Annotated in this window: 19 protein-coding genes, 4 pseudogenes and 1 riboswitch; of the genes and pseudogenes, 17 read left to right on the plus strand and 6 right to left on the minus strand. The window is 43.1% G+C overall.

The window, feature by feature from the left end:
- Window positions 1-6 precede the first annotated feature (6 nt).
- On the plus strand, window positions 7-696 hold the full coding sequence (locus O3651_RS09480; RefSeq protein ID WP_371610262.1) for a DNA-binding response regulator: 690 nt from the start codon (window positions 7-9) through the stop codon (window positions 694-696).
- Between the two features lie 95 nt (window positions 697-791).
- Here the strand turns inward: O3651_RS09480 and O3651_RS09485 are convergent, their stop codons facing one another.
- Window positions 792-1274, minus strand: coding sequence for an S-ribosylhomocysteine lyase (locus tag O3651_RS09485; protein ID WP_371610263.1), 483 nt, complete (start codon window positions 1272-1274; stop codon window positions 792-794).
- Between the two features lie 277 nt (window positions 1275-1551).
- Between O3651_RS09485 and O3651_RS09490 the strand changes: the two genes are divergently transcribed.
- Window positions 1552-3165: a ribonuclease Y gene (locus O3651_RS09490; protein WP_061422435.1), complete on the plus strand. Its 1614-nt coding sequence runs from the start codon at window positions 1552-1554 to the stop codon at window positions 3163-3165.
- 62 nt (window positions 3166-3227) lie between these two features.
- Window positions 3228-3461, plus strand: a pseudogene (locus O3651_RS09495) (bacitracin ABC transporter permease); the annotation flags it as partial.
- A 284-nt stretch (window positions 3462-3745) separates the two neighbouring features.
- On the opposite strand, the pseudogene O3651_RS09500 reads toward O3651_RS09495, so the two are convergent.
- Both O3651_RS09500 and O3651_RS09505 read right to left on the minus strand, forming a co-directional pair.
- Window positions 3746-3952, minus strand: a pseudogene (locus O3651_RS09500) (hypothetical protein); the annotation flags it as partial.
- Window positions 3953-4002: 50 nt separating this feature from the next.
- Entirely contained in the window at window positions 4003-4797 is a 795-nt protein-coding gene (locus O3651_RS09505; RefSeq protein WP_371610264.1) for an ABC transporter ATP-binding protein, read from the minus strand.
- Window positions 4798-4921: 124 nt separating this feature from the next.
- Here O3651_RS09505 and O3651_RS09510 point away from each other — a divergent pair.
- Window positions 4922-5140 (plus strand): annotated as a pseudogene (locus O3651_RS09510) (AI-2E family transporter); the annotation flags it as partial.
- Window positions 5141-5336: 196 nt separating this feature from the next.
- Window positions 5337-5663, plus strand: a pseudogene (locus O3651_RS09515) (hypothetical protein).
- A 48-nt stretch (window positions 5664-5711) separates the two neighbouring features.
- On the opposite strand, the gene O3651_RS09520 reads toward O3651_RS09515, so the two are convergent.
- Window positions 5712-7151: a TrkH family potassium uptake protein gene (locus O3651_RS09520; protein WP_371610265.1), complete on the minus strand. Its 1440-nt coding sequence runs from the start codon at window positions 7149-7151 to the stop codon at window positions 5712-5714.
- A 4-nt stretch (window positions 7152-7155) separates the two neighbouring features.
- Window positions 7156-8505 (minus strand): Trk system potassium transporter TrkA, encoded by a 1350-nt coding sequence (trkA, locus tag O3651_RS09525; protein ID WP_005590884.1) that lies wholly within the window; start codon window positions 8503-8505, stop codon window positions 7156-7158.
- A 305-nt stretch (window positions 8506-8810) separates the two neighbouring features.
- Between trkA and O3651_RS09530 the strand changes: the two genes are divergently transcribed.
- From O3651_RS09530 to O3651_RS09570, 9 genes are all read left to right on the plus strand, one after another.
- Entirely contained in the window at window positions 8811-9320 is a 510-nt protein-coding gene (locus O3651_RS09530) for a tRNA (cytidine(34)-2'-O)-methyltransferase (protein ID WP_371610266.1), read from the plus strand.
- A gap of 57 nt (window positions 9321-9377) precedes the next feature.
- On the plus strand, window positions 9378-10319 hold the full coding sequence (locus tag O3651_RS09535; protein ID WP_371610267.1) for a hypothetical protein: 942 nt from the start codon (window positions 9378-9380) through the stop codon (window positions 10317-10319).
- An 85-nt stretch (window positions 10320-10404) separates the two neighbouring features.
- Window positions 10405-10623: riboswitch (FMN riboswitch) on the plus strand.
- Window positions 10624-10767: 144 nt separating this feature from the next.
- Window positions 10768-11325, plus strand: coding sequence for an ECF transporter S component (locus O3651_RS09540; protein ID WP_371610268.1), 558 nt, complete (start codon window positions 10768-10770; stop codon window positions 11323-11325).
- Window positions 11315-11965 (plus strand): phosphatase PAP2 family protein, encoded by a 651-nt coding sequence (locus tag O3651_RS09545; protein ID WP_371610269.1) that lies wholly within the window; start codon window positions 11315-11317, stop codon window positions 11963-11965. The genes O3651_RS09540 and O3651_RS09545 overlap by 11 nt, the downstream gene beginning before the upstream one ends.
- A 101-nt stretch (window positions 11966-12066) precedes the next feature.
- Complete coding sequence (locus tag O3651_RS09550; protein WP_371610270.1) at window positions 12067-12366, plus strand: MGMT family protein; 300 nt, start codon at window positions 12067-12069, stop codon at window positions 12364-12366.
- A 59-nt stretch (window positions 12367-12425) separates the two neighbouring features.
- Entirely contained in the window at window positions 12426-13373 is a 948-nt protein-coding gene (locus tag O3651_RS09555) for a TIGR01212 family radical SAM protein (RefSeq protein WP_371610271.1), read from the plus strand.
- Window positions 13367-13915: a class I SAM-dependent methyltransferase gene (locus O3651_RS09560; protein WP_371610272.1), complete on the plus strand. Its 549-nt coding sequence runs from the start codon at window positions 13367-13369 to the stop codon at window positions 13913-13915. The genes O3651_RS09555 and O3651_RS09560 overlap by 7 nt, the downstream gene beginning before the upstream one ends.
- Before the next feature lie 47 nt (window positions 13916-13962).
- Window positions 13963-14217, plus strand: coding sequence for a hypothetical protein (locus tag O3651_RS09565; protein WP_062004380.1), 255 nt, complete (start codon window positions 13963-13965; stop codon window positions 14215-14217).
- 12 nt (window positions 14218-14229) lie between these two features.
- Window positions 14230-16284, plus strand: a complete 2055-nt coding sequence (locus O3651_RS09570) for a cation:proton antiporter (protein WP_371610273.1) — start codon at window positions 14230-14232, stop codon at window positions 16282-16284.
- 125 nt (window positions 16285-16409) lie between these two features.
- Here O3651_RS09570 and O3651_RS09575 read toward each other — a convergent pair whose 3' ends face one another.
- Window positions 16410-18683: an AAA family ATPase gene (locus O3651_RS09575; RefSeq protein ID WP_371610274.1), complete on the minus strand. Its 2274-nt coding sequence runs from the start codon at window positions 18681-18683 to the stop codon at window positions 16410-16412.
- 240 nt (window positions 18684-18923) lie between these two features.
- On the opposite strand from O3651_RS09575, the gene O3651_RS09580 reads away from it, so the two are divergent.
- The 3 genes from O3651_RS09580 to O3651_RS09590 all read left to right on the plus strand — a co-directional run bounded on the left by O3651_RS09580 (window position 18924) and on the right by O3651_RS09590 (window position 21083).
- A complete protein-coding gene (locus O3651_RS09580; protein WP_005592360.1) occupies window positions 18924-19154 on the plus strand; it encodes a DUF1797 family protein in 231 nt (76 codons plus the stop codon).
- 139 nt (window positions 19155-19293) lie between these two features.
- Window positions 19294-20148, plus strand: a complete 855-nt coding sequence (locus tag O3651_RS09585) for a bifunctional methylenetetrahydrofolate dehydrogenase/methenyltetrahydrofolate cyclohydrolase (protein WP_371610275.1) — start codon at window positions 19294-19296, stop codon at window positions 20146-20148.
- 278 nt (window positions 20149-20426) lie between these two features.
- Window positions 20427-21083, plus strand: a complete 657-nt coding sequence (locus O3651_RS09590; protein ID WP_048763750.1) for a CBS domain-containing protein — start codon at window positions 20427-20429, stop codon at window positions 21081-21083.
- The last annotated feature ends 5 nt before the right edge of the window (window positions 21084-21088 follow it).

The raw sequence follows: 21088 nt of genomic DNA on the forward strand, positions 1-21088 counted from the left end.
AGGCCTATGGCAAAGCGAATTTTATTAGTAGAAAATGAAAAGAATCTTGCACGATTTGTGACTTTGGAACTGCAAAAGGAAGCATTTCTTTTGGATGTGGTTGAGACAGGAAGTCAAGGTTTGGCACTAGCTAAAGAAAATGACTATGATCTATTTTTGCTTAATTATGACCTGCAGGATATGACCGCTAGTGAGTTTGCTAGGCAACTGAGTTTGTTCAAGCCGGCCTCAGTCATTATCGTCTTAGCCAGCCGTGAAGAGATCAAAGAACATGCAGATGAGATTCAGCGCTTTGCTGTTTCCTATACCGTCAAACCTTTTATTATCAGTGATTTGGTTGAGAAAGTATCCGATATCTTTCGAGGTCGGGACTTTATCGACCAGCATTGTAGCAAGCTAAAAACACCGACTGCTTACCGTAATCTACGAGTTGATTTGAAAAATCATATCGTCTATCGTGGAGAGGAAGTGATTGCCTTGACACGACGAGAATATGATCTATTGGTGACGCTGATGAGTAGTCCAAAAGTCATGAGTCGCGAGCAGCTTCTAGAACGTGTCTGGAAGTATGAAGGTGCCACTGAGACTAATGTAGTAGACGTCTATATTCGTTACCTACGGAGTAAGATTGACGTTGCTGGGCAGACCAGCTATATCAAAACTGTCCGTGGCATCGGCTATGCTATGCAGGAATAATAAGAATAAACCCGCCCTCTGTTTCCAGTAGGACGGGTTAATTTTTTTATTTTTAGCGCAAATAATAAAATCCTAGAAGATTAAAATTCCTCTGCTTAGAGGACATGGCGCTCAAAAGCATTGTCAGAGATCCCTTGGCTGAGAATGAGTTTCGCCCATTCTTTGGCAGAAAAAAGGCTATGATCCTTGTAATTGCCACAGGATTCGATAGTAGTACCAGGGACATCTTCCCAAGTAGTCGTTTCAGCGATTTCTTCTAAGCAAGATTTGATGACTTGGGCAATTTCGGTTGCTGAGTGCTGTCCCCACATAATCATATGGAAACCTGTGCGGCAACCGAAAGGCGAGCAGTCAATCATACCGTCAATTCGCTTGCGAATAAGCATAGCCAGTAAGTGCTCGATGGTATGCAGGCCAGCCGTCGGAATAGAGTCTTCATTTGGCTGCACTAAGCGAATATCAAAGTTAGAGATAATATCTCCTTTGGGACCAGTTTCCTCGCCGATGAGACGAACATAGGGTGCTTTTACGATTGTATGGTCAAGCTCAAAACTTTCAATGATAACTTCTTTAGACATGATTTCTCCTTTAAAATTTTAAAATTGGAACCTGAAAATGAGATCAGGTTTCAAAAGCGACATTTCAAACACTTCCTTTTGATTATAGCATAAAAAAATAAGAGTTAGGAAATAAAAAAATTTTATATATTAAATTCTTTGATTTAGCGCCTTTTCGCCCAATAATAGGCAAAAATCAGGCTTCTTTTTCAAAAAATTGATTTGTGAATTTCTGCTATTTATGATAGAATAAAAAGGAATTTTGAATTCAATAATTAAATAGATTTGGAGTAAAAACATGGGCTTATATACGATAGCTGCTTTTGTTTTTGCTGCCATCATTGGTTTAGTGATTGGGTATGTAGGAATCGCGGTTAAGATGAAAGCATCTAAAGAAGCCGCGGAACTTACTCTTTTAAATGCTGAACAAGAAGCAACCAATTTACGCGGTCAGGCAGAACGCGAAGCGGATTTGATTGTCAAAGAAGCGATGCGCGAAACCAGTTCGCTTAAAAAAGAAGCACTTTTGGAGGCAAAAGAAGAAGCCAGAAAATATCGTGAAGAGGTTGATGCAGAATTTAAGTCTGAGCGTCAGGAGTTAAAACAAATTGAAAGCCGCTTGACAGAGCGTGCAAGTAGTCTTGACCGCAAAGATGATAATTTAACCAACAAGGAAAAGACTTTGGAGCATAAAGAACAAAGTCTGACTGATAAAGCTAAACACATTGATGCGCGTGAAGCACAAGTAGCTGAGCTAGAGAAGCAAAAAGAAGCTGAGCTTGAGCGGGTAGCGTCCTTGACTCAGACGGAAGCGCGTGAGATTATCTTGACCAAGACCGAGGACAAGCTGTCTAAGGAAATCGCGACTCGTATTCGGGAAGCGGAGCAGGATATCAAAGAGCGTTCGGACAAGGTGGCCAAGGATATCTTGGTTCAAGCTATGCAGCGGATTGCTGGTGACTATGTGGCTGAGCAGACCAATTCAACGGTTCATCTTCCTGATGACAGTATGAAGGGACGGATTATCGGACGTGAAGGTCGCAATATTCGAACCTTTGAAAGCTTGACAGGGATTGATGTTATCATTGATGATACGCCTGAAGTGGTTACTCTTTCAGGTTTCGATCCAGTTCGCCGTGAGATTGCTCGGATGACCATGGAAGCTCTTCTCAAGGATGGTCGGATCCATCCGGCTCGTATCGAGGAATTGGTCGAAAAGAATCGCTTAGAGATTGACAATCGTATTCGTGAGTATGGTGAAGCCGCAGCTTATGAAATTGGAGCACCAAACTTGCACCCTGATTTGATGAAAATCATGGGTCGCTTGCAGTTCCGTACTTCTTACGGGCAAAATGTTCTCCGTCACTCGATTGAGGTTGCCAAACTGGCTGGAGTTATTGCTGGAGAGTTGGGTGAAAATGTTAACTTGGCTCGCCGTGCTGGTTTCCTCCATGATATTGGTAAGGCTATCGACCGAGAAGTAGAAGGCAGCCACGTAGAAATTGGAACTGAGTTGGCTCGTAAGTATAAGGAGCATCCAGTTGTTATCAATACGATTGCTAGCCACCACGGAGATGTGGAACCTGAGAGCGTTATTGCAGTCATCGTTGCAGCAGCGGATGCCTTGAGCGCAGCTCGTCCAGGAGCTCGCAGTGAGTCGCTGGAAAGCTACATCAAGCGATTGCAAGATTTGGAAGAAATTGCGAATAGCTTTGAAGGGGTTAAGACAAGCTTTGCCCTTCAAGCAGGTCGTGAAATCCGAATCATGGTCAGTCCAGAGAAAATCAAGGATGACAAGATTACAATCTTGGCACATGATGTGCGTGAAAAGATTGAAAACAACTTGGAATATCCAGGAAATATTAAGGTCACAGTCATTCGCGAAATGCGAGCAGTTGATTATGCTAAATAAAACGATTGAGACATTGTCTCAATCGTTTTATTTGTTTTAAATGAAGTATTAAACCGCTATTGCTTGGCCAGGGATATTTGTCACCACTGGCATTTATTATTTTTACTATTATTCTTTCTCAGCTTGGTTCTGCTCTTAACTTTGGGAAATACATTCCATGGGCTATTCCTGCACTCGCAAGTGGTATTGCAGGAAAAGCACTATTGAATTTTGGGAGCATTGTCAGTTTATTTGGGGTAAGTATTCTAGGTCTTATTGCAACAATAGCGTGGTGGCGGTATGCTGATTACGATTAAAATGAAGTGATGAAAATGCTAATAACACAAAATTAAGTCTGATTCATTTCCATTCAAAACAACCCCTCCTGTTCAGATTGAAGAACAAGAGGGGTTATTTTATGACAATCGAAAGTTTTGGGGAGAGGGGACTATGTGAATATCGTTGGACTAAATGAAAAGATAGTTTCTAATATATGTGATTGGGAAAAAATGATCTTGTCTTTGAAAAGTTAAGAGTCAAAGCTTTCTTAGATGGTAGTTTTAGTACAAGGTAAAACCCGTTGTCATAGCATTAGTCAGGTGAGGGACAAAATCCGAAAAAAATACTTAGTCTGAACCTTTTCCAACAGGGGCCGGATTAAAAAGAGGCTGAGGAGAAAGAGCAGGAGGATGGGGTAGAAATACCAAGGCTTACTGATGAATTGGGACTCCTCAGCAATCCTTAAAGGGATATAAGTATGGGACAGCAGAATCTGCCCAGACAGGAAAAGCAAGACAATCGCAGTCATGGTCAGAATCAGAACCTAGCTCAGTTTGAAGATGGCGTTAGAAAATTACTTCATAAGGGCCTGTTCTCCACCTTGATGAAATAACGGTCTTCTCCCAGATCGATCAGCTCGACTGGCTGAGGATAGAAGCGATCCATGACCTCTTTGTGAAAAATGTCCTCTTTGGGACCTTGGGCAATAATCTCTCCTTCTTTCAGGAGCAGGACATGATCCATAGCAGCAGTGATTTCCTCTACATGGTGGGTGACATAGAGAATGGTTGGGGCCTGCTCCATCTGCGTAATCTTACCAATCTGATCCAGCAGGTTCTCGCGGGCAAAGAGATCCAGACCGCTGGTCGCTTCGTCTAGGATAAGCAGTTCTGGCTTTTCCATGAGACTGCGCGCAATCAGCAAGAGCTGCTTTTCCCCTTGAGACAGACTGATGTAGCTCCGGCCAATCAAATCTTGTCCGCCAATGGAAGCCAGCATTTCCCTAGCTTGGTCCAGCTCCTCTTGTCCGTAAGGAGCGTAGAGAATACTGCTTTTATACTTACCTGTCAGGACGATTTCTTCGGCAGTGAGATGGCTAGGCAGGCGCTCAGCAATGAAGGAGCCAACTACTCCAATCTTAGTTCGCAGCTGAGGAATGTCTCCAGCACCAAATTCCGTACCGAGAACCGTCACCTTGCCCTGAGTCTTCCAATGTTCAGCCATAAGCAAGCGCAGGAGAGTAGACTTTCCTGAGCCGTTGAGACCGAGAATGGCCCAATGCTCTCCCTTTTTCACCTGCCAGTTGAGATCTCTTAAGATGGTTCGGCCTTGCTTAGTCAAGCTTACATTTTCCAGTTTGATAATTTTTTCCATTTTTACTCTCTCTTTCGTTAAAACTCCTTTATTATAACAAAATTTATGAGAAATAACTGATAGGAGGAGGCAAATGTTTCATAAAAGTAAGCTGATGTAGGTTCTTTTGCTAACGATAATCTTTCTTTATCCCCGTATCGTTGGTGGTGTGATGAAGGTCCATCCTATTACCATCATGGTGCTCTTGCTCTTATCCAGCAATATCTATGGCGTGCTGGGGATAATTGTGGAAATCCCGACCTATTCTATCCTCAAGGAAATCGCCAAATTCTTGTTTGATCGCTATGATAATCACAAGAAAACCCAGCAGCAGAAGAAGAACGAAGAGCTTGGAATCGATTGATTCCAGAGTCTCGAGACCAGAAATAAGACGGAAGAAGGGGCTTCCGTCTTATTTCATTATGTCTTCAAGCCAGTTTTTCTCTACGATAAAAACAAGAAAAACATCAGCTAAGCTGGTGGCTGCCAAGGCTTTGAGCTTTCATTTCTTTTTCCTGGTAGAATCTATTTGTTCAGGTAAGACAAAGGGGGAAAAAGAAATGGCTAAAACCAGTTGCAGTTTATCATATACCAAATGGATGTGCAAATATCATATCATATCATCTTTACTCCCCAAGTATCGCAGAAAAATCATTTACTACAAAAGATGATGCCAGATCATGTTCACATACTTGTCTTGATCCCTCCAAAACTTTCGAGTTTTGATTTCACGGGATATTTGATAGATATGTAAGTACCGTTTGCCTAAACGGAAAGGCAGCTGCCAAATATATTCGGGATTGGGAAAAAATAACATTGTCCTTGAAAAGTTAAGTGTCAAAGAGTACGAGGAGCAATTTTTATATGGTAGTTTTAGAACAAGATAAAAGCCCGTTTTTACAGGCTTTAGTCAAGTAATGATAGCTATTTTCCTGCTATCTATTAGACCAGGTTCTTGGTAGGAATAGAAGCAGGATAGGATAGATTTCTAAACGTCCTGCAATCATGGCAAGAGAGAGGAGGAATTTAGAAAATGGGCTATAGATAGAGAAGGTCTCGGTTGTCCCAATCATTGGTCCGATATTATTGAAACAGCTGATGACAGCACTGGTAACAGTCATTAGATTGTTATTGTCCAGACTTATGATGAAAATCAAAGCTGCGATAATCAAAATATAAACAGCTAAATATTTAAGAACCTTGTGTTGGGTATCTTTATCCAAAACAGCACCGTTGATATGCATGGTTAGAACACGGTTTGGCGAAAGCGTGGAAAGGATTTGGTTTTTAGCGATGCGACCGATGATAATGGCACGGATCACTTTGAAACCGCCAGCGGTGGAGCCAGCAGAACCACCTAGACACATGAGCAGCAGCAGAATGACTTGTGAGAAGAGGGGCCACTGTACGGTATCTCCATAGCCGAATCCTGTCGTAGTAATGATGTTGGAAACTTGGAAAAATGAAATTTCTAAGCTTTTAGCAAATTCCCCGTAAACATGGAGAACATTGAAGCTAATCAAAATAGTGGCAGTGAGGACAATCCAGAGATAACCTTTCAACTCCTCGTCATGAAAACAGGCTTTAAATCTTCGAATCAAGAGATAATAGTAGAGATTGAAGTTCACCCCAAAGGTCAGAACGCCAAAGCTGACAAGATAGGTGATTAGAGAACTGTTGTAGTGAGCGATTCCGTCGTTAAAGACAGTGAAGCCTCCCGTACCAGCTGTTCCCATTGCGATGACGATACTATCAAAGAGTGGCATGCCGGCGAGGAAATAAAGAAAAGTAAAAAGTGCAAAGAGCGCTAGATAGATAATATATAGAATCTGGGCGGTGTTTCTTAATTTCGACACAACCTTACCAAAGACTGGTCCAGGAACTTCCGCTTTCATGACCTCTAAGTGGCCATTTTTAGCATTGTCCATGATGGCCAAGGCAAAGACCAGCACACCCATTCCTCCAATCAAGTGGGTAAAACTACGCCAAAAGAGGAGGGAGTGGGAAAGGACAGATACATCGTTTAAGATCGTAGCACCAGTAGTGGTAAAGCCAGAGCTAACTTCAAAGAAAGCATCAATTAGATTCGGAATCTGACCAGAAAAGACAAAAGGCAGAGCGCCAAAGAAGGACCAGAGAATCCAGCAAAGGGCAACGATCAGTACCCCTTCCTTAGTGTAAATGTGGGCATCTTTAGGTTTAAAGGCTGAACCTAATCCACCCAAAATCACTAAAATAATCATTGTCGCGCCGATAGAAAGGAAGACTTCAAGATCTTCGTGGTAGATCAGGGCAACGATTGTTGGAACCAACAAGAGGGCTGCTTCGATGAGCAGGAGTTTGGAGAGGAGAAAGCGAATCATAGGTCTATTCATGGGGCTACCTCTCTAACAAATCGTAAATCTTATCGATGTTTTGAATCAAGGTTGTCACGATGATCTTATCTCCGACTTCCAAATAGTCATCTCCACTTGGGAAGATGGCTACGCCTTGACGAATGATAGCAGCAATCAGCACCCCGCTCCTCAATTTGAGCTGAGAAAGAGGCTGTTCGATCATTTTATTTCCTTCGTTGATCTGGAATTGGAGCGTTTCAATCTGGCCATTTGCTACATGGTGCAAGGCTTCTAGGCTGGAGAATTGCGCGTTATTCCGTCCGCGGATAAAGTGCATAATGGTATCAACCGCAATCCCTTTTGGCGTGACAATACTTGCGAAGTCTTGATTGTCAATAATCTCGAGGAGACTTGTCCGGTTGATCTTGGTAATGTTTTTTTGAACGCCAAGATTATTGAGGAACATTGAGGTGATGATATTTTCTTCATCGACGCCTGTCAGAGTAGCTATTGCATCGTAATGCGCAGCTCTTTCCTCGAGTAGAATATCTTTGGCTGTACCGTCTCCATTAACCACGTAGAGCTCAGGAAATTCTTGACTGAAGAACTCTGCCCGCTGGCGATTGATCTCGACGACCTTGAGCTCAATCTTGCTATTTTTGAGAATATTTAAGAGATAATAGGCAATCTTACCTGCCCCAATAATCATGAGGCTCTTGATGACTCTTGGTCGGATTTTATTGTGGAAGCGGACAATTTCTGAACGATTTCCCGTCAGGAAGATTTTATCAGATGGCTGCAAGGTGAAATCCCCATCTGGAATGCTGAGTTTGCCCTCTCTCTCAATAGCACAGATAATAACATGGGGGAAATGCTTCCTAAATTGCGAGAGATTCATTTGGCAGAGATGACTTTCTGGCTTGATTTTAAACTCCATCAAGGTTACTCGGCCATTGGCAAAATGCTCCAATGACAGAGCATTAGGAAAATCAATAATATTGGCAATATAACGAGCAGCTAGGAGTTCAGGATTGACCATCAAAGAGAAGCCTAGAATATTTTTTTCTTTAAAATAAGCATTAGAGTATTCAGGATTTCTCACGCGGACAATGGTTTCTTTGGCTCCCATTTTCTTTGCGAGAACGGCTGAAACCATGTTAACCTCATCCTGCTCAGTCATGGCAATAAAGATATCGCAGTGGGCAACATCTGCCTGCTCCAAGATTTTAAAATTCGCACCATTTCCAACGATGCCCATAATATCATAACGTTTTGTAATATGATTCAGAACAGCTTCATTTTGTTCAATTAAAACGACATCATGCTTTTCAGCAACGAGCGAGCGACAAAGGGCGGCTCCGACCTTCCCGCTTCCGACGACGATAATTTTCATATTATTCCTCCCGAATATGTATCTATCATACCTTTTTTTATATAAAATTTCATCTATAAATCTCAATAAAGTCGTTTTTTACAGAATAGGAAGCTGTTTCAAAAGAAATCCTACAAAAATCTCACTTTTTGAGGTCGTTTTTATTGACTTGTCGGAAGAAAATGATATACTAGGAAAGTACCCTCATTGATTTACATCAAACCTGTTGTGATGTAAGTTAATGATGCCTTAACCACGCTGTTTGCTGAGCTTGACTCCGGGCAGTGTGGCTATTTTTTTATTCTAATGAAAATCAGGAAAAAATTATGTCTCAGCAAAATCATATCGTCCTTTTTGAACCACAAATTCCACAGAATACCGGCAATATCGCCCGTACTTGTGCAGCGACCAACTCTCCCCTCCATATCATCAAGCCCATGGGCTTTCCTATTGACGACCGTAAGATGAAGCGGGCTGGACTGGATTATTGGGATAAGCTGGATATTAGCTTCTATGAGAGTCTAGATGACTTTATGAAGCAGATGGACGGACGACTCTATCTGATATCCAAGTTTGCCGAGAAGGTCTACTCGGAGGAGAATTTCACAGCAGAAGGGCCGCATTATTTCATGTTTGGTCGTGAAGATAAGGGCTTGCCAGAGGAATTTATGCGCCAACATCCAGAAAAGGCCTTGCGCATTCCCATGAATGACCAGCATGTCCGCAGCTTAAATGTCTCTAATACGGTCTGCATGATCGTCTACGAAGCCCTGCGCCAACAGAACTTTGCAGGACTGGACTTGGTGCATGAGTATGAAGCGGATAAGTTGAAGTAACATAGCCTTGTCCCACCAGTTCAGGCTACAGGGAATTTGCCTAGAAAGCAGGTAAATATGAAATGGATAAAACATAAATGGGTCATCAGCACCCTCCTTCTAATCAGTATCTTTTCTGCAGTGCTCCTATACAACCATCTCACTGTTCAGAAGGACGAAGTCAAGTATGATGATTTTTCAACAAAAGTGGATAAGATTTTACTATTTGGAGATAAGCAACAGTATGTGGTTGGCCTGGACAAAGAAGGTCGCGAAAGTGGCGCAAGGCCTACTCAAAACTATCTGGTATATCAGGAGCGTAGGATGCAGGAACGACTTGGCAATAATAATCATCAGCTAGAGGGGGATTATTGGTATCTGATTCTACATGACTTGCGTACGAAGGATTTTAAGAAACAGAAGATTGATCTCTATAAGGAGCTATATAGATATGATTATCAGCTCCAACCATGGGGCTATGATCCCGTCTACTATAATGGGAAAGATTACGTAGCCGTGCAAGTCACTCATAAAGATGCCCCAAATACCCAAAACGGTCGTAGTCGTTACCTTTTTTGGGATATAGAGGCAGAAAAGTTTCAAGAAGCTCCACAAGGTTTTGATGCGAAGAATTATAGGGAGGAGATGGGAATGGGTTTTATGTATACTAATTTAGATGATGCTATGACACCCTATCATTCGGCTATAATATCTTGGACACTCTCATTTTCTGGATTTGATACTAAAGAAAAATTTCCTAAGACGTCTAATTTGTATCAGGAATGTTCAGATATGCTCGACTTAGTGCAAGAAGAAAAAATTTCTAGGGTATATTTGCGTAAGGGGCAAAACACAAAAGAGTCTGTCTTTGAGGATTTTCGTCATTTGTTTGCGCCAATCGGTCAGGATAAAATAGATGTTGTAGCTACCAATCCTAAAACGGGGGAACAAACCCCCATCAACTCTTATCAAGAGATGGAAGATTGGACGCGACGTTACTTAGAAGAAAATAAAGACTGAGTAAACATGAAATGGCATCTGTTGAACTATTTTTGATTACATCAATCAAAAAGCTTGCTCTGGCAGGCTTTTTTTGTTATGATAAGAGTGTCTTCAGGGCAGGGTGTGATTCCCGACCGGCGGTAAATTTGACTAGCTATTTTAGCTTTCTCGTCGTTGTCTTGTCTCGATATACTTTAAGTATTATCTTCGACTGTGACGCCTAGATAAATCTAAAATATCTTAGCCAAATAAGTCCGCGAGCGAAAGCTGATGTGGTGCGATTCCACAACCGACAGTATAGTCTGGATGGGAGAAGACGAAAGGCGTTATTGCCTGGCCGGTTGGTCGTTTTAATTTTATTTTAAGAGGTATTTTATATACTCTTATAAATTCTGAAAGGATTTTTCGGGCCTTGTGTTAGCAGCCTTCCAGCTTCTCTAATTTTTATAAATTGGAGGAACCTGTTATGACAAATACGCGCAAAATGGCGATAGTAGCGGCTTTATCTGCACTATCTTTCCTGCTCATGTTCTATCAAATCCCTTTGGTAGCCGAGTTTCTAAAATTGGATTTTTCGATTATTCCGATTTTATTAGCCTTGGTTCTCTTGGATTTTAAGAGTTCTGTAGCAGTTCTGCTCATCCGCTCTGTTTTAAAATTGTCCTTAAATGGTCATGGAGTGGAAACCTTGATCGGTTTGCCGATTAATATTGTGGCGATTCTGGTCTATGTCATCTTCTTTGCTCTTTTCTGGGAAAAGAAGAGAGATTTGATGAGCTATTTGCTTGCATCTTTCCTAGGGACTCTTTCCTTGACTGCAAGTATGCTGGCGCTGAATGCTTTTTATGCCATTCCGCTTTATGCTCGTTTTGCAAACTTTGATATCGGTCAGATGATTGGTGTAAGTAAGTATCTACTGACCATGATTGTTCCCTTTAACCTATTAGAAGGAGTAATCTGGGCGGTGGCTTTCTGGCTGATTTACACGCTTTTGACGCCCGTTCTAAAACGCTATGAAAAATAAACAATCTTATCTAACAAAGGGCTCTTTTGCCCTTTTACTTTTCGTCATACTAGGCTACATGGTCAAGTTTTATCCAGAGCAGCTGGTTGCCTTTGATAGCCCGATTCAGACCTGGTTGCGGGGAGACTTGCCTGCAGCTTTGACGATATTTTTCAAACTAGTGACCAGTGTGATTGATCCGATGGGGATTATCATCTGGGTTTCAGCTCTTGCCTTGTTTTTCCTATATAAAAAATGGAAATTAGAAGCTGCCTTGCTGGCGGGAAATCTGGTCTTACATGGGATTTTGATTAAGCTGATTAAACTCGTCTACCAAAGAAGTCGGCCCAGTATTTCACATTTGGTCGAAGAGGGGGGCTATTCTTTCCCAAGTGGGCATGCCATGGCGACAGCCATTGTTGTTGGGACCTTGATTATCATTGTCCAGCAACGGATGCAAAATCAACAAATTAAGCGTCTGGTACAGGGCTTGCTCTTGCTCTTTATCTTGACCATTATGGCATCCAGAGTCTATCTGGGCGTGCACTACCCGACGGATGTTATTGGAGGAGCCTTGATGGGCTTTGCCATTCTCAATATCGAATTTCCTTTTTATGACAAGCTGCGCTTTCAATGGCGCTTCACAGGAAAGCAGAAATAAATAGAGATGAGAAAGGTTGGCTTTGCTGGCCTTTTTGTCTTGACAAAGAAAGTCTCTTTCTTTAAGATAGGAGCAAGTAAGATCAGGAGGTGGTATCCGTTTTGAATCCAGAAATCATCAAGTCGGTTTTAGCTCTTGTGGATGAGATTCCTGCTGGGCGCGTGGCGACCTATGGTCAGATTGCCCGTTTGATTGGGCGGCCTAAAAACGCCCGATTGGTGGGAAAGATCCTCAGTCAGTCGGAGCTTTATGGCGGCAAGCATCCTTGCCATCGGGTGGTCAATGCGACAGGGCGTCTGGCACCAGGCTGGGAAGAGCAAGCGCACTTGCTTTGGGCAGAGGGAGTGGACTTGAAGGCCAATGGCTGTGTGGACCTCAAGCATTATCAGTGGGAGCGATGAGTTTCTTCTTTCTTGATGAAAGAGGAAATTTTTGTTTCTAGGTCCTTTTTTGTGGTAGAATGGAAGGTATGAAATCTTACAATGCTTTGAATGATTATTATCGAAAACTTTTTGGAGAAAAGACTTTTAAAGTGCCCATCGATGCAGGCTTTGACTGTCCCAATCGGGATGGTACGGTAGCGCATGGAGGCTGTACTTTCTGTACTGTTTCGGGTTCTGGTGATGCCATCGTGGCGCCTGATGCGCCCATTCGCGAGCAGTTCTATAAGGAAATTGACTTTATGCACCGCAAGTGGCCAGATGTTCGCAAGTATCTGGTCTATTTCCAGAACTTCACCAATACCCATGAGAAGCTTGAGGTGATCCGTGATCGTTATGAGCAAGCCATCAACGAGCCAGGCGTTGTTGGACTTAATATCGGGACTCGGCCCGACTGTTTGCCTGATGAAACCATCGCCTACTTGGCTGACCTGTCCGAGCGTATGCATGTGACCGTGGAACTGGGGCTTCAGACCACTTATGAGGAAACTTCAGACCTTATCAACCGTGCTCATTCCTATGAGCTTTATGTGGAGACGGTCCAGCGCGTTCGTAAGCTGGCTCCCAAGGCGGAGATTGTCTCTCACTTGATCAACGGCCTGCCGGGAGAGACCTATGAGATGATGCTGGAGAATGTCCGCCGCTGTGTGACGGATAATGACATCCAGGGAATCAAGCTTCACTTGCTTCACTTGATGACCAATACCCGCATGCAGCGGGATTATCATGAGGGGCGGCTGCAGCTGCTCAGTCAGGAGGAATATGTCTCCATCGTCTGCGACCAGCTGGAGATTATCCCCGAGCATATCGTCATCCACCGTATCACAGGCGATGCCCCGCGAGATATGTTAATTGGCCCCATGTGGAGCCTCAATAAATGGGAAGTTCTCAATGCCATCGAGGCAGAAATGCGTCGTCGTGGCAGCAAGCAAGGCTGTAAAGCAAAGGAGCAGAAATTCGTATGTTAAGACCTTTACAGATGGCCCATGCCTTTTTGGCAGAAGTCGTGACCAAGGAAGATGTCGTAGTGGATGCTACGATGGGCAATGGACATGACACCCTCTTTCTGGCTAAGTTGGCTAAGCAAGTCTACGCTTTTGACATTCAGGAGCAGGCTGTGGAAAAGACCCACCAGCGTTTGGCAGAAGCTGGCTTGGACAATGCTCAGCTAATCTTGGCTGGTCATGAGAGTCTGGACCAATACACAGACCATTTCAAGGCCGCTATTTTTAATCTTGGCTACCTGCCTTCGGCGGACAAGTCTGTCATTACCCGACCCGCTACGACGCTGGAAGCTCTGGGAAAGGTCTGTCAAGGCTTAGCAAAAGGCGGCCGTGCAGCTATCATGATTTACTATGGGCATGATGGTGGAGAGGTTGAGAAAGATGCGGTGCTAGACTTCGTCAGTCAGCTGCCTCAGCAGGACTTCACCGTTGCCCTTTACAAGACCATCAATCAGATTAACAATCCGCCTTTTTTGGTTATGATTGAGAAATTAAAAGGAAAATAAGGATTCCAAGATTGCTAAAAACTTTCTAAGGAATCATTTGGAGAAAAATGGATAAACAATATTTGCATGAAAAATTGGCTGGTTTACGAAATAAATACGTCGAGTCTGCCAATGAAGAAATGACTGTTGGCTTTTTAGACGAGGCCAAAATGAATAAAAAAATGCTGCGAATCAAGAAAAAATTGGTGAATTTAGAAATGGAGCGCTGCCAAAAGATGATTGAGCACCGTGATCTATCCAAAATTGATCAAAAGATTTCAGCGCAAAAAGAATTGTTTAAAGAGTGCTGCCAGCAGAGATAAAGGAGGTTCAAAGTGGAAATCCTTCTCTACGCGATTGTTTTTTTGCTCTTATTGGTTGTATCGAATGTGACCAATCGCTTGCTGCCCCAGCTTCCTTTACCTCTAGTGCAAATTGTGCTAGGAATTTCGCTTGGTTTTCTCCTTCCTCAGGGGAAATTTCATTTAGATACAGAGCTATTTTTGGCCTTGGTAATCGGACCCTTGCTCTTTCGGGAGGCTGAGGAAAGCAATATTACAAGTATTCTCAAGCACTGGCGAATCATTTTGTATTTGATTTTTCCAGTTATCTTTATTTCAACGCTTGGTTTGGGCTATCTGGCTCATCTTCTCTGGGGGGCCTTGCCCTTGGCGGCCTGCATTGCCGTAGGAGCCGCTTTGGGTCCAACAGACTTGGTTGCCTTTGCTTCCCTATCAGAACGTTTTTCCTTCCCCAAGCGGGTGGAAAATATCCTAAAAGGAGAAGGATTGCTCAATGATGCGTCTGGTCTAGTTGCTTTTCGTGTGGCTCTTTTGGCATGGACTACAGGAAGTTTTTCCCTAGGTAAAGCTAGTATTTCCTTAGTTCTTTCCATTATCGGTGGTTTTGCCGTCGGGATGGCCAGCGCAGCTCTTAATCGCTGGTTGCATAAACTGCTGATGAGTGCCCAAGTATCAGATATTGCTAGTGAGCTCTTGCTGGAGCTGAGCCTACCCTTGGTTACCTTCTTTTTAGCGGAGGAAATCCATGTTTCAGGGATTATCGCAGTGGTCGTCGCAGGTATCTTTAAGGCTAGCCGCTTCAAGCGGATAACGCTTCTGGAAGCCCAGGTGGATTCGGTTACAGAAACCATCTGGAATACAGTGAACTTTATGCTCAATGGTTCTGTCTTTATCATTTTAGGGATCGAGCTGGAGATGATTGCAGAGCCAATCTTAAAGAGCCCGATTTACGATAATATCTTGCTACTCGTGAGCATTGTCCTTCTGACTTTCCTACTCTTTGCCCTTCGGTTTGTCATGTTGTTCACTTTTTACTTCATTCGAATCAGAAGATTGCACAAGAATGTTGGAAACTACCTGAAGGAAATGCTGCTGTTGACCTTTTCAGGTGTCAAAGGAACTGTCTCCATTGCGACTATTCTTTTGATTCCGAGTCAATTGGAGCAAGATCATCCTTTGTTGCTTTTCTTGGTAGCAGGTGTGACCTTTCTTAGCTTTCTGACGGGTCTACTCACACTTCCTCATCTGTCTGAGGAAAGAGAAGAGGAAAATGAGCACCTGATGCACATTGCTATTTTAAATGAAGTGGTGGGTGAGCTGGAAGCAGGCCTCAAGCAAGCTAAGGCTAAGGCACCTCTCTATGCGGCTATTGACAATTACCATGGTCGTATCGAAAACCTAATCCTTGAACAGGAAGACAAGGCCACTCAGCGAGACTTGGCGGCTCTGAAATTATTGATTTTGAGTATCGAAAATGATGGTTTGGAGCAAGCTTTTGAGGAAGGAAAAATCAGCGACCGTAGCTATCACCTTTATCAGCGTTACCTACATAATATTGAGCAGGGCATCAATCGAAACTTAGTTTCTCGCTTTACCTATATGTTTCTCGTTACACTGCGCGTATTGCGTATGTTGCTCCATGAAATCGTCACCCTTGGTGCTAGATGGCGCTCTTGGAGGCAAGGTGGAGCTAAGCATTTAACTGCTGAGGATATGGAGGATATAGCAGAGCTTTATCTGTCCAATACCGAAGTCATTATCGAAAGTTTGGAACATCTAAAAGGCATCTATAAGCCTTCTCTAATTACTTTTTTGCAGGAATCTCGACTAAGAGAAACGGAGATCATCGGTAGTGGTGCCTTCATCGAGCGTGTTATTGCGCGATTCAAGCCCAATAATATCTCAGAAATGATCTGGGGCTATTATTTGGAGAGAAAAATTATCTTTGAATATGAGAAAAAGAAATTGATCTCAAGTAGCTATGCTAAACGCCTGCGCCAAAATGTCAATAATTTAGAAAATTACTCACTGAAAGAAAGAGCCAATACTCTACCTTATGACATGGTTAATTACGCTAGAGAGCGCTAGAAGATAAGGCTATCCAGTGAGCTCCACTAAAAATTAAATAGAATTCAAAAAGAGAACGGAATACTTTGTCCGTTCTCTTCTTGCTTTGTTTTTAAAAGTTTATCAAGACGCATAGCTAAAATCAGTTAGCTTTGGCTTTCATCGAGCTTGGTTTTTTCTGCTTCAGCCTTTTTGGCTGATTTGATGAGAATTTTTCCATTGCTAGTCATGATAGCTTTGAGTTCTTTTTCGCTTGGATTTTCCAGATAGAAGTCAGTAATGGCGTCTTCGATATGGTCCTGAATGGTACGGCGCAATGGACGAGCACCCATTTTCGGATCGTAGCCAAGATCAACCAATTTTTCCTTGACCTTCTCCGTAACATCCAGATGAATGTCATTGGTTGCCAAACGTTGATTAACATCGTCCAGCATAAGGTTGACGATTTGCAGCAGGTTGTCCTTGCTGAGTGGCTTAAATTCGATGATGCCGTCAAAGCGGTTCATAAACTCAGGACTGAAGAAGTTGCCCAATTCACCCAAGACGGAATTGGTACGGCCTTCACGAGCTGCCCCAAAGCCAACGCTGGCTTCAGCTTTGCCAGTTCCGGCATTGGATGTCATGATGATAATGGTATCCTTGAAGCTGACAGTCCGACCCTGACCATCGGTCAGGCGGCCATCATCTAGAACCTGCAGGAACATGTGCATAACATCAGGATGGGCCTTTTCTACCTCGTCCAACAGAATGAGTGAGTAGGGATTGCGGCGGACGCGCTCAGTCAACTGACCAGCCTCCTCATAGCCGACGTAGCCTGGAGGGGCACCGACCAGCTTGGCTACGCTGTGTTTTTCCATGTATTCACTCATATCAAAGCGAATCATGCTGTCAGCCGAGCCAAAGAGCTCAATGGCTAATTGTTTAGACAGCTCAGTCTTACCGACACCAGTTGGTCCGACAAAGAGGAAGCTTCCGATTGGGCGATTAGGACTTCCCAGTCCGACCCGGTTGCGGCGGATGGCCTTGGCAATCTTATCTACAGCATCGTCTTGACCGATGACGTGAGATTTTAAATCGCTGGCAAGATTGACTAGTTGAGACTGTTCTTTTTCCTTCAGGTCGCCGACTGGAATATTGGTTTTTTGCTCCACGATATGTTCAATGGTTTTCTCGCTGATAATTGGGATATCGTTATCCAGCACGCTCGTCTTTTGGAGTTCCTTGTATTTGGCAATCTGATCGCGGAAGTAAGCTGCTTTTTCAAAGTCTTCGTCGCGAGTCGCCTGAGCCTTGAGATTTTCGGCCTCAATCAACCGCTGGTCAATAACCTTAGGATCAACAAAGTTGAGGGTCAGATTCATCTTAGAGCCAGCCTCATCCAAGAGGTCGATAGCCTTGTCTGGTAGGAAGCGATCTTGGATGTAGCGGTTGGAGAGAAGGGCAGCTGCTTCAATGGCCGCATCTGTGTACTTGACGTGATGGTAGTCTTCGTATTTTTTCTGAATCCCTTTAAGGATGGTAATGGTTTCTTCAACAGTCGGCTCATCTACCTTAACGGGCTGCATGCGGCGTTCGAGGGCTGCATCCTTCTCGATGATACGGTATTCATTAAGGGTGGTTGCTCCGACCATCTGGAGTTCGCCACGAGCCAGAGCTGGTTTGAGAATATTTCCGGCGTCCATATTGCCATCGCCAGCAGAACCCGCTCCGACAATTTCATGGATTTCATCGATAAAGAGAATGACATCTTGACGAGAGCGAATCTCGTCCATGAGCTTCTGCATCCGCTCTTCAAATTGGCCGCGAATGCCAGTCCCCTGTACCAAGCTAACCACGTCTAGGCGGATAACTTCCTTGCCTTGGAGTTTATGAGGAACGTCCCCGTCCACAATCTTCTGGGCTAGGCCTTCGACCACAGCTGTTTTTCCGACACCGGGCTCTCCGATAAGGACAGGATTGTTCTTGGTGCGGCGGTTGAGGATTTCGATGACACGAGTTATCTCTTCGTCCCGACCGATAACAGGATCAATCTCTCCTTTACGAGCAATCTCAGTCACATTGATACCAAACTCTTCTAGGAGACCTTTTGGCTTTTGCGGAGCCTGTTGGCGTGCTCCGCCTCCATGATTGGAATTGCCACCATAGCCACCGTCACCGTAGCCTCCTCCAGATTGAGTTGGCGGGATATTTGGATTTGGTTCTTGGGGTTGTTGAAAATTACCAAGACTGTTAAAGAAATCGTCAATAGGGTCAATTCCTTGGTTGTTAGCCTGAGTCAGTCCTCGAAAAAGGCTATTGTTAGGGTCTGTCTTCATGATTTGGTAGCAGTTTTGACAAAGGTCAATCTGCTGTTTATTTCCGTTTACATTTGTATAGAGATGGATGGTTGATTCATTGATTTTACAATTTTGACAAAGCATATTCTACCTCTTTCTTTGGCCGTAGATCCACCTATTTTTAAATGGTCAAAAATAGTCAAAGTATTATAGTTTCATTATATCAGTATTCTTGCACAATGCAAGAATTTACTACAAAATCCTCCCTGAGACTGATTTTTTGAGAAATTATAGTGCGAAAAGAGAAAAAAATGGTCTTTTACTGGTATTTCAGTTTCTTTTTATGGTAAAATAGGAGAGAAGCAAGTAAATAGGAGAAATAAAATGGAATCACATTTAGTTAGAATCATCAATCGTTTGGAAGCTATGGCCAAAGATGGTGGAAATTTAAAACGTAATTTTGAACGTGAAGGAGTAGTTGTTGCCGAAGTGGCGTACAGCTACGACGAAGAAAATGGACCAATTTTTACTCTGCGTGATGTGGCAGCGCGTGAGACTTATACTTTCGATAGTATTGACTTGATTGCCATGGAAATTTATGAATTATTATACTAAAAAGCAGGCTTCTGCTTTTTTATTTTGCTCGTCAAGCTCAGTCTTTAATCTTATAACTTTATATAAGAAAAATGTATAAGTGGGACAGAAGGATTTCTGATATAATGAATAAATATAGTGAAAAAGAAATGAGAAAAGAATGGCAAACATTATTGACGGGAAAGCTTTAGCAGAAAAGCTTCAAGCGAAACTTGCAGAAAAAACAGCAAAGTTAAAATCAGAGACAGGTCAGGAACCTGGTTTAGTGGTGATTCTGGTGGGCGACAATCCAGCCAGTCAGGTTTATGTGAGAAATAAAGAACGATCCGCTCTAGCTGCAGGCTTCCGCAGTGAAATTGTGCGTCTGCCTGAGTCAACGAGTCAGGAAGAATTGCTGGCTTTGATTGCTAAATATAATCAGGATCCAGCTTGGCACGGAATCCTAGTCCAGCTTCCTTTGCCAGCCCACATTGACGATGAAGCGGTTTTATTAGCCATTGATCCAGATAAGGATGTAGATGGCTTTCATCCGACCAATATGGGCCGGCTTTGGTCAGGACATCCCTTGATGATCCCTTCTACACCAGCAGGAATCATGGAAATGTTCCGCGAATATAAGGTAGACTTGGAAGGCAAGAATGCGGTGGTGATTGGTCGTAGCAATATTGTCGGTAAACCCATGGCTCAGCTTCTGTTGTCTAAAAATGCGACCGTTACTTTGACGCACTCGAGGACCCATCATTTAGCAAAAATTGCAAAGAAAGCTGATATTTTAGTGGTGGCTATCGGACGAGGACACTTTGTAACCAAGGACTTTGTCAAGGAGGGAGCTGTCGTTATCGATGTCGGCATGAACCGGGATGAAAATGGCAAGCTGATTGGCGATGTTAAATTTGACGAAGTGGCAGAAGTGGCTAGTCTCATTACTCCGGTTCCAAAGGGAGTTGGACCGATGACCATTACCATGCTAATGGAACAGACTTACCAGGCCTTTGTTAGAAGTTTGGAGAAATAATAGAAAAGTAGCATTAGGCTGATCAATTTTCTCTTTCAATTGCTTTTTCGTTAACTTGTTACTAGTGGTATTAGACAAGAAACTCTAGAGATAGGCTAAAGCGAGGCTGGGTCAAACGTTCCTCCTCGTTTTCTCATAGGAGAATCTAGCTTTTTTATAGGTAGCCTGCCTGATTTTTCTAAATTTTGAAAACATAAGAGAAAACCGTGAAAGCGTTTGGAATTAGTTGGAAAATACAGTATAATAAGATTAGAAAAAGAAACTAGAGGAGGCTTCTCATGGCAGTAAAAGATTTTATGACACGCAAGGTTGTATACATTAGCCCAGACACAACGATTGCGCATGCGGCAGATATTATGCGCGACCAAAAATTGCACCGCTTGCCCGTGATTGAAAATGATAAACTGGTGGGCCTTGTGACAGAAGGAACAATCGCAGAAGCAAGTCCATCAAAGGCAACGAGCCTATCTATTTATGAAATGAACTATCTTCTGAATAAAACCAAGGTAAAAGATGTGATGATTCACGATGTCGTTACGATTTCCCAGTATGCTAGTCTGGAAGATGCGACTTATTTGATGCTGAAAAATAAAATTGGAATCTTACCAGTTGTTGACAATGAGCAGGTCTATGGAATCATTACGGATCGCGACATTTTCAAAGCTTTTCTAGAAGTTTCTGGTTATGGCGAAAAGGGCGTTCGGATGCGCTTTGTCACAGAAGACGAGGTTGGTGTCCTATCGCATATTATCGCCTTGCTTGTCGAAGAAAACCTCAATATTTCAAACACAGTCAATATTCCTCGTAAGGACGGTAAAGTTGTCATTGAGGTACAAATTGACGGAGATATTGACTTGGTTTCCTTGAAGTCCAAGTTTGAAGCACACAATATAAAAGTAGAAGATATTACCCGCACTAGCGCAAAAGTTTTATAAAGTTA

This window comes from Streptococcus sp. 27098_8_73, from assembly GCF_041432495.1.
In the GTDB taxonomy this organism is placed as follows: Bacteria; Bacillota; Bacilli; order Lactobacillales; family Streptococcaceae; genus Streptococcus.